Source organism: Methylobacterium oryzae, from assembly GCF_021398735.1.
GTDB lineage: Bacteria > Pseudomonadota > Alphaproteobacteria > Rhizobiales > Beijerinckiaceae > Methylobacterium.
This window is the reverse complement of record NZ_CP090350.1, coordinates 305,837-312,500: the sequence shown is the minus strand read 5'-3', so window position 1 is coordinate 312,500 and position 6,664 is coordinate 305,837. Positions and strand designations below refer to the sequence as shown.

The window sequence follows — 6,664 nt, the reverse complement described above, 5'->3', positions numbered from 1 at the left end:
GCGGGTCGGGACCTCATTCACGGCAACAAGCCCGGCTCGGCGCACGCGGCCGGCTAGGCCGGCGACCGGGGCTCGGTGCCGTGCCCGCTGAAGGCTTGCTGGTCTCGGCAGACACCCGGGGCGGGCAACCCTCAGCGCGCGAGCGCGTGCCCGGAGCCTTCGGAGGACGGTGCGCGGGTCGACAGCGACGCACCAGCCACAGGCGGGAATCCGGCCACGGAGGTATTCCGGGTCGCCGCCGCGGGCGAGCCCGGCGCACAGGTACGAGCGCCGCTCCAGCATCGCGGCGCCGGCCGGTGTGCCTGGGGAGGGCGACACGCCGCCGGCTTCCCCACGGCTTCCCCTCTCAAGGCGCCAGTTGCGTCCCGAGCCCGTCTGGAACAAAATGTGAACCCTGGGTCAGGCGCGGCGACAGCCCGAGCGGTCAGCGACATGTCATCTCCGAGCTCCGGTCGCACGCTGTTCTTCTTCGAGAAGCCCTCGGCGATGCGCCAGTTGCAGCGCTTCTTCCGCTCGCCGAGCACGGTCTGCGTGGCCGCCGAGGGACATCTGCTGTCGGCCGAGGAGCCGGGCAGCATCCGGCCCGAGTGGAAGCCCTGGCGCTTCGACCTCCTCCCGATCGTCCTTCCCACGATCCCGGTCGGCTACGGCACGAACCGGTCCGGGCAGTCGCACGCACCGAAGATCGCCGCGATCCGGCAGGCGCTGAGCGGCGTGGACCGCGTGATCATCGCCACGGATCCGGGTCGCGAGGGCTCGATGATCGCGTGGGAAGTGCTCGAGCATCTCGGCTGGAACGGCCGGGTCGACCGGCTCAAGCTCGGCGCGCTCGACGAGGTCTCGATCCGACGCGCCTTCGCGGCCCTGGCCAAGGATCCCGCCTCGGGCGAGCGCGACTACGCCGCCTATCTCGAGGCGCTCTGCCGGCAGTACGAGGACTATCATCTCGGCCTGAACGGCACGCGGGCGATCTCGCTGCGCCTGCGCCCGCCCGCCTTCCGGGAGCCCTGGCGCTTCGGCGGCGTCCAGACGCCGACCCTCGCCATCCTGGCGGACCTGGAGGAGCGGATCCGGTCCTTCGTGCCGCAGGACTTCTTCAAGGTCGCGCTGCACATTAGGACCCATGCAGGCGCGGAGATCACCCTCTGGCACGCCCCGAAGGAGCGGATCCTCGATGCGGCGGTCGCTGAGACGATCCGGTCCGCCGCGGCGACGTGGTCGGGCCCTCTGGCGGTCGCGCACAGGGATGTCCGGCGCGCGCCGCCCCGGCTGTTCTCGAAGGACACCCTGGCGCGACGCTGCGCCAAGCGGTTCGGCTGGGACCCGCAGCACACGGCCGGCATCGCTCAGGACCTCTACGATCAGGGGTACCTCAGCTACCCGCGCACGGAGTCGGAGCACCTGCCCGAGGGCCAGGCCGGCGATGCCGCCGCGATCATCGCGGCCGTCACGACCGTCCTGACCGACCTGAGCACAGTCGTTCCGCGCGACGCTGCGCCGCTGATCCGTCGCGGCCTGAAGGGCCACTACGTCGCGGATCCGGGCGAGCACCACGCCATCGTGCCCCTGCGCAAGGCGCCCGAGCGCGGCCGTCTCAGCACCGATCAGTTCCGCTTGTGGGAACTCGTGGCGAAGGCCTATCTCGCCGCGCACCTGCCCGACGGGGTCGACGCGCGCACGAGCGTCACGGCGGATGTCGCGACACCGCTGGGCGTGAGGCGGTTCGCCGTCTCCGGAAGCGTCGTGCGCGCGCCGGGCTGGCGCGCGCTCTACGGCAGCGAGGCCGAGCTCGAAACGGATGCCGTGCCCGGCAAGACCAAGCGCGAGGCGGAAGCCACCGCCACCCGCCTGCCGCTCGTGACCGACGGCGAGGGCGCCTCCGCCGCGACGGCGGAGATCGCCACCGCGAAGACCGAGCCGCCGCGGCGGATCACCCGAGGCGAATTGCCGGTGGTGATGGGCCGGCTGATCGACCAAGTGGACGATCCGGCCGCCAAGCGCGCCCTGGAGAACCCCGCCAACCCGAACGAGCCGAAGGGTCTGGGCACGGCCGCGACGCGCGACACGATCCTGCCCAAGCTCCTGAAGAGCCGCTACATCACGCTGTCTACCGGCAAGGATCCGGCCATCGAGGTCACCGAGGTCGGCCTGAGATTCGTAAGCGCGGTGCGCAGCGTGTTCCCGGCCTACGGAGATCCGGTCGGGCGCGCCATGTTCGAGGCGGAGCTCGCCGAGATCGGACGGGCGGCCACGCGCGCCGAGGCGGTCGCGCGCGCGACCGCCTTCCGCCAGCGCACCCGCGCCCGCCTCGACGACCTGATCACCGCGATCGCGCAGGCGCCGACGGTCAGCCTCGATCCGAGCCTGATCCCGGCCGGTCCGGGCGACCAGCGGCCGCCGACGCCGGCCATGGTGGCGTTCGCCGTGAGCCTTTCCGAGCGGAAGGGCGTGACGCTGCCGCGTGGCTGCAGGAGCAGCATCAGCGTCTGCCGCGCGTTCCTCGACACCCATGCCGGGCCGCGTGCCGGGCAGGAGGACGACGCCGGCCGCGCAGACGGCCGGCGTAGCCCGAGCGCGGCGATGGTCGGCTACGCACGCAGCCTCGCCCAGCAGCGCGGCATCCCGTGCCCGCCGGACGCGGAGACGGACTTCGACGCGTGCCGGCGCTTCCTCGACGCGCACGCCGCGCGGCAAGGGCAGGGGAGGGACGAGGCGAACGCCGGAGGGGCGAAGACCAAGCGGCCCGCGGAGCGGGAGAAGCGGCGGGGCCGTGTGGCCCGGACGCCGCGACCGGCAGCGGCACGCCGCCGGGCCTGAAGCGCCCCGGCGGGAGTGACAGGATCGCGGCGTTCGTCCGCGACGCCGACTTTGCCCCGTCTCGGCGGCGCCGGCCGCCCGGCCTGGCGCGCGGCTCAGGCGGCCTCGGGGTCCTCGGAGCGCAGCCAGCGCGCGATCGCGGCGACCACGTGGGCCTGCTCGACGGCGGTCAATGCCCGGCCGGCGGGGATCGCGTGCCACTTGGCCAGGCAACCGCGGCAGCAGGTTGCCGTCGCGTGCTGCGCCGTGAAGACGGGATGACCGCGAAAGGGCGTCTGCTTGCCGTCGTTCCTCGGCTCGGCGGACGCGAGGCGTCGCCGCACGAAGTCCCGCGCGTGGTCCAAGACCGTCGGGAGCCCCTTCTCTCGCAGGTAGACCCGATCGACGATCGCCAGCCGGAAGCGTCGCCGGAATGCGGATTGCGGGAGACGGTCGAACACCTCGTCGAGCGCTCGCATGCGCGCAGATCCCGGTCTACCGATCGCCGGTCGGGCCGGCATGGCTTCGGCCCCGAGCGGTATTCCATGCATCCATCAGACGCCATCGCCGTCGGAACCGCGGGCTGGAGCCTGCCCAAGGCCTACGCGCCGCAGTTCCCAGAGGCGGGCAGCCATCTGGAGCGGTACGGACAGCGCTTTTCCGCGGTCGAGATCAACACCGCCTTCTATCAGCCCCATCGGGCGACGACCTACGCGAGATGGGCTGCGGCGGTGCCGGACGGGTTCCGCTTCGCCGTGAAGGTGCCGCGATCGATCACGCACGAGCGGCGCCTCATCGGCGTGGATGAGCCCCTCGCGCGCTTCCTCGGGGAGGTCACGGGCCTCGGGACAAAACTCGGGCCGCTGCTGCTCCAGCTCCCACCGAGTCTGGCCTTCGACAGCCCGTCCGCGGCGACCTTCCTATCGGGATTCCGGCGGCGCTTCCCGGGCGACATCGTCTGCGAGCCGCGCCACGCCACGTGGTTCACAGAAGATGTCGACCGCCTGCTCGTCGGCCTCGCGATCGCCCGTGTCGCGGCCGACCCCGCGCCGGTCCGGAACGCCGGCATGCCCGGTGGCTGGCCGGACCTCGTCTACTATCGGCTCCACGGCTCGCCGCGCATGTACTACTCGGCGTACGAACCGCGCGTCCTGTCCCGGATGGCCGAGCGCCTCGGAGCGCACAAGGCCCTCGGCCGACGCGCGTGGTGCATCTTCGACAACACCGCGGAGTTCGCCGCGATCGGTGATGCCCTCGACATGCTCGCGCGCGTCGAGACCCGACAGGGATCCGATTCATGAAACAACAGACATTGATCTCACAATTCTAGGGAGGACTTTCCCCCGCCGGCACAGCCGGTCTTGTCGGGAGAGGCGGCCCCGACAACGGACGCCGTCGTTCCTGAGCCAAGGTCAGACCCCGCAGTGAACCGAGCCGTGGCGATCCGAGCGCGCGATGTGGAACCGCCCGGAGCGTGTGTGCCGAGGAGCCGATTCAGGCCAATCGACCGACGTAAGCGGAGACATCGGGCTCCTCGGAGCGCCCATCGAACAGCTTCGCGGTGACGCGGCGAACGGCGGGCCTGCTCGCGACGTTCAGGGCCGCGTGAAGGAGACGGATGCCGATCCGCGTGCGCGGGTTCATGAGCTTCGGCGCGAGCTTCGGGACACCCTGCGCCCTCTCGACATACGGGCGCATGACCCGCTCGTAAGCCGCGAAGCCCGCCGCGACCGTGTCGGCGCGCGCCAGCTCACCGGCCAGCACGCAGGCGCCGGTGACGGCCAGCGTCGTGCCGATGCCCGCGAGGGGCGTCGCGCACCAGGCCGCGTCGCCTGTGAGCACGACGCGTCCGGACGACCAGCGCTTCATCCTCACCTGGCGCAGGACGTCGAGGTAGAAATCGTCCGCCGCGTCCAGGCCGGCCACGACGCGCCCGGCCTGCCACCCGGCGCCGGCGAACCGCGCCCGCAGGAACGCCTTCTGGCGAGCGATATCCCCGTCCTGCTCACCGCCGGGCGGCTGACGGAGCGTCAGCATCGCGCGCGTCGTGCCGTGCCGGTCCGGCCGCAGCGAGATGCTGCGGCCGCCCGTGGCGTTGAACCAGCGCCACATCCGGTCGTCGCCGGGGATTCTGGGAATCGTGAAGTACGCGATGGTCAGATCCATCCAGCGCGGCGCGTTCTCTCCGGGAAAGACGAGCTCGCGGGTCGATGAGCCGACGCCCTCCGCCACGACCACCGCGTCGTAGCGTTCCGTCTCGCCGCCCGCGAAGGTGACGGCGACCGCGTCCCCGTCCTCCGCGAGGCGGGCCACACGGTCGCCGAAGCGATAGTGGGCCCGCTCCCGGGCCGGCTCGTAGAGAAGGCGCGCCAGGTCGCCGCGCAGGATCTCCATCTCGGCGGTCGGGCCATCACCCTCGGCCCCGGCGACGTCGAACCGCGCGGCGACCCGTCCCCGGCCGTCGATCCAGGCCGTGCCCTCCTCGCCGGTGCCGCTGGCGAGGGCGGCCCGTTCCAGACCCATCCGGCGCAGCACCGTGCGACCGACGCCGCGCACATCGACGTTCTGCCCACCGTCCCGGAAGGCGGGCGCGCGCTCGACGACGGTCACGTCGAAGCCGCTGCGGCCGAGCCACCAAGCCACCGTATTGCCGGCGATGCTGGCGCCGGTGATCAGGATGCGACGCGCCATACGGAAACCACCCCCGGGGACCCAACAGCGCCCGGTGCAACGGGTTGCCGGCGACGAGCGCGGCTGTTCGCGGCGGGACGCTCCCGTCTCGGCGGTGCCGGCGGTGGGATCGCCACCCGGCCGTGCAGCGCCGCGGAGGCCCACCCGCTCCGACCCGCGGCGGCGCCGATCCCCTCGACAGGTCTCGCCGCGTGCCCAACATGAGCGCGACGATCGTGCCGATCGTCCCGCGCGGGACGCGCGCGGAACTCGGTCTGGTCTGCTCAAGGCTGACGTGAGACCGGCGCAGGCAGGGATTTCAGGGCATGACAGGGGGACACGGAAGGTCCATCGGCGGTCCGGGCACTGGCGAGCGGTCGGGTGACGCCGGTGCGGAGACGCGCGAATCTGCTGCTCCGGCCCGCCACGCCGTCGCGCGGGCCGATGGCGGCCTCCCCGGTGATGGCCGCGCGCCCTGCGAAAGCCGGAGAGACCGGACCCGGCGAACACGGCGCGTCGGCGCGCTCTGCGCCCTGATGATCGCGGCGCCGACGGCGACGCGCGCCGAGCCGGTGGCGGCGCTTCTCCGGGACTGGACCACGGCCAACGGCCTCTGCCGCGGCGGCTCCGGCGACGATCCGCGCACGCAGGTTGCCTGCGAACGGCGCGACGGCCTCGATCGCCGGCTCGCCGCCGCGGGCTGGTGCCACGGACGCCCGGCCGACACCGGCGCCCAGAGAACCTGGCAGCCCTGCGGCGACGGCACGCGACAGCCTGCACAGGCCGGGACGGAGACCCCGCAGGGCGCAGCGCGGCGCGTCCTGCTCGATGTCGCCCGGGGCCCTGCGGAGGCCGGGCGGGGACAGCCGGTGCAGTTCGTCGTGCACGCCCTGAACCAAGTCGGCCCCTGGGCCTTCCTCTTCGCGCGGATGCAGCGGCCCGACGGCCGCCCCCTCCCTCGCGCCGCGGACGATCTAGACTCGAACGACTACGCCGCGCTGCTGCGCCAGGACGGAAACGGCTGGCGGGTCGTCGACTTCGCCGTGGGACCGACCGACGTCGCGTGGGAAGGCTGGGACCGGCGCTACGGGGCACCGGCCTCCGTCTTCGCGGTCAGGTGAGGTTCGTCCCCGCCGCATGAACGGAGAGACGCTCACGCGCCGACGCCTTCGGCTCTTCGCGGTCCGGCCGATCCAGG

Annotated in this window: 6 protein-coding genes (1 of these 6 only partly in view); 4 read left to right on the top strand and 2 right to left on the bottom strand. The window is 72.8% G+C overall.

Annotated features, from left to right (window positions below):
• Both LXM90_RS29905 and LXM90_RS29900 read left to right on the top strand, forming a co-directional pair.
• Nucleotides 1-57, top strand: the end of a protein-coding gene (locus LXM90_RS29905; protein WP_020094397.1) for a monovalent cation:proton antiporter-2 (CPA2) family protein. It extends 1,710 nt beyond the left edge of the window; the window shows 57 of its 1,767 coding nt (coding positions 1,711-1,767); the start codon falls outside the window, past its left edge; it ends in the stop codon at nt 55-57.
• Between the two features lie 375 nt (nt 58-432).
• A complete protein-coding gene (locus LXM90_RS29900; RefSeq protein WP_020094398.1) occupies nt 433-2,817 on the top strand; it encodes a type IA DNA topoisomerase in 2,385 nt (794 codons plus the stop codon).
• A gap of 95 nt (nt 2,818-2,912) precedes the next feature.
• Here the strand turns inward: LXM90_RS29900 and LXM90_RS29895 are convergent, their stop codons facing one another.
• Nucleotides 2,913-3,275, bottom strand: coding sequence for a DUF4186 domain-containing protein (locus tag LXM90_RS29895; protein WP_234083192.1), 363 nt, complete (start codon nt 3,273-3,275; stop codon nt 2,913-2,915).
• Between the two features lie 66 nt (nt 3,276-3,341).
• Here LXM90_RS29895 and LXM90_RS29890 point away from each other — a divergent pair, with 66 nt between their 5' ends.
• Nucleotides 3,342-4,097: a DUF72 domain-containing protein gene (locus LXM90_RS29890; protein WP_020094400.1), complete on the top strand. Its 756-nt coding sequence runs from the start codon at nt 3,342-3,344 to the stop codon at nt 4,095-4,097.
• A 193-nt stretch (nt 4,098-4,290) separates the two neighbouring features.
• On the opposite strand, the gene LXM90_RS29885 is transcribed toward LXM90_RS29890, so the two are convergent.
• Complete coding sequence (locus LXM90_RS29885; protein WP_020094401.1) at nt 4,291-5,487, bottom strand: FAD-dependent monooxygenase; 1,197 nt, start codon at nt 5,485-5,487, stop codon at nt 4,291-4,293.
• A gap of 515 nt (nt 5,488-6,002) precedes the next feature.
• Here LXM90_RS29885 and LXM90_RS29880 point away from each other — a divergent pair.
• Nucleotides 6,003-6,587 carry a hypothetical protein gene (locus LXM90_RS29880; RefSeq protein ID WP_020094402.1) on the top strand — a complete coding sequence of 195 codons (585 nt, stop codon included), beginning with the start codon at nt 6,003-6,005 and terminating at the stop codon, nt 6,585-6,587.
• Nucleotides 6,588-6,664: the final 77 nt, after the last annotated feature.

Bases quoted from the DNA above. Each gene is read 5' to 3' on its own strand.
- LXM90_RS29900 (WP_020094398.1), top strand. From the start codon at position 433: ATGTCATCTCCGAGCTCCGGTCGCACGCTGTTCTTCTTCGAGAAGCCC.
- LXM90_RS29895 (WP_234083192.1), bottom strand. From the start codon at position 3,275: ATGCGAGCGCTCGACGAGGTGTTCGACCGTCTCCCGCAATCCGCATTC.
- LXM90_RS29890 (WP_020094400.1), top strand. From the start codon at position 3,342: ATGCATCCATCAGACGCCATCGCCGTCGGAACCGCGGGCTGGAGCCTG.
- LXM90_RS29885 (WP_020094401.1), bottom strand. From the start codon at position 5,487: ATGGCGCGTCGCATCCTGATCACCGGCGCCAGCATCGCCGGCAATACG.
- LXM90_RS29880 (WP_020094402.1), top strand. From the start codon at position 6,003: ATGATCGCGGCGCCGACGGCGACGCGCGCCGAGCCGGTGGCGGCGCTT.